The 1,364-nt window shown below is 68.4% G+C and carries 1 protein-coding gene; it reads right to left on the reverse strand.

Features of this window, described 5'->3' with window-relative positions; translation table 11 throughout:
* Positions 1-30: 30 nt before the first annotated feature.
* Positions 31-1,278 (reverse strand): C40 family peptidase, encoded by a 1,248-nt coding sequence (locus HMPREF3036_RS10880; protein WP_005434472.1) that lies wholly within the window; start codon positions 1,276-1,278, stop codon positions 31-33.
* Positions 1,279-1,364 lie beyond the last annotated feature (86 nt).

The following is a 1,364-nucleotide window of genomic DNA, read 5'->3' on the forward strand; positions in this document are numbered from 1 at the left end:
GAAACCCTCCCACTTCAGTGGCGAGGTTGTTTAGCGGATCATTTCGATGTCGGCGCGCCTGCTGCAGGGTACGAGGGCCTTGACGGGGGCCTGCCAGTAGGGGTTCGAGCGGGTGGAGGTGAGGCAGGGATCGTTGAGGAAGCCCGGATCGATGCGCACGGCGCCTTCGAGCGACTTGCGAAGCGCTGCGCGCGCCTTGGCGCCGCCCTTTCGGAGGTCTCCGCCCATGTCGGGCGCCGAGACGAAGCGGCTGCCGCCAAGGGAGATGCCTGCGGCCCTGACGCCGTTGACAGGCCTGAAGACGAGCACGTCGCCGGGCTTGAACCTATCGAGCGATCTGCCGCCGTCGGCCTTCGGATAGGCGGCGAGCAGCATGTCGGGATCGCGCTGCACGATGAGGTCGCGGGCGAGGAAGACGCTGCGAAGGAAGGAGCCGCCGTCCGCGTGGCGGCCCGAGGCGGCCTCCCGCACCGCCGTCTCCGAGAGGGCCTTCATGAAGGCGGCGGGATCGCTTCGGCGTTCGCTCTCCTCGCGACGCTCGAAGTCGGCGAGCTTCTCGACGGCGGAGACCGCGATGGTGCCGCGACGCCCGTCGGGGAGCGCGGCGCGCATGACGCCGTCGCCCGCGCCGTCAAGGCGAAGGACCGCACCGCGGGGCAGCACGACGTCGGCGGACGGGGCGCTTTCCTCCTGCAGGGGCTTGAAGACGGCCTTGTCGGCCGTCACGATGAGCCTTTCGTGCCTGTTGCGGATGAGGATCTCGGTCTCGGTGCAGGGACGCACGTCCGTGCTTCGGGCCAGACCGATCGAGCCGTCGGGCAGGCGCAGGAGCGTCATGCCGTCCTTCTCGTCAAGGCGTGCGGCGGGCGTGCCTGCGGGGACCGTCGTGACGGGACGACCCGAGAGGTCCGTGATGCGGGTCACGGGGGCCGTCGTGAAGGCCCAGACCTTCTTCTTCAGGTCGTCCGAGTCGGGCAGGAGCTTAACGCGCACGTCGACGGGGCGCTTCTGAACGTAGTAGGCGGCGCGCAGGTCGGAGAGCGCTTCGGCGGAGTCCGTGCGGCCCTTGAGCACCGTGATGCCGCCGCTCGTTTCGGCCGTCACCTCGAAGAGCTTCGTGCGCGGATCGGGCGCATGAGTGCGCTTGACACCGTCAATGATGGCGGCATCGTCCCCAGGCGCCGTTTCGACGGTGATGAGGGGCGCGGCGGAGACGGTGCCCGGGCCTGCAAGTCCGAGAGAGAGGACGAGGGCGAGGGCAGGAAAAAGGCGGAGCATGGCGGAAGTTCCTCCGTGATGACGGTTGTGCCGACATTGTGCCTCAAAAGAGGACCTAAACAACCTCGCCACTGAAGTGGGAGGGT

The sequence above is a fragment of the Sutterella sp. KLE1602 genome (genome assembly GCF_001578585.1).
Taxonomy (GTDB): Bacteria; Pseudomonadota; Gammaproteobacteria; order Burkholderiales; family Burkholderiaceae_F; genus Sutterella; species Sutterella wadsworthensis_A.

What these genes read in the sequence shown, in the direction of transcription:
- HMPREF3036_RS10880 (WP_005434472.1), bottom strand. Translation starts at nt 1,278, where the DNA reads ATGCTCCGCCTTTTTCCTGCCCTCGCCCTCGTCCTCTCTCTCGGACTT.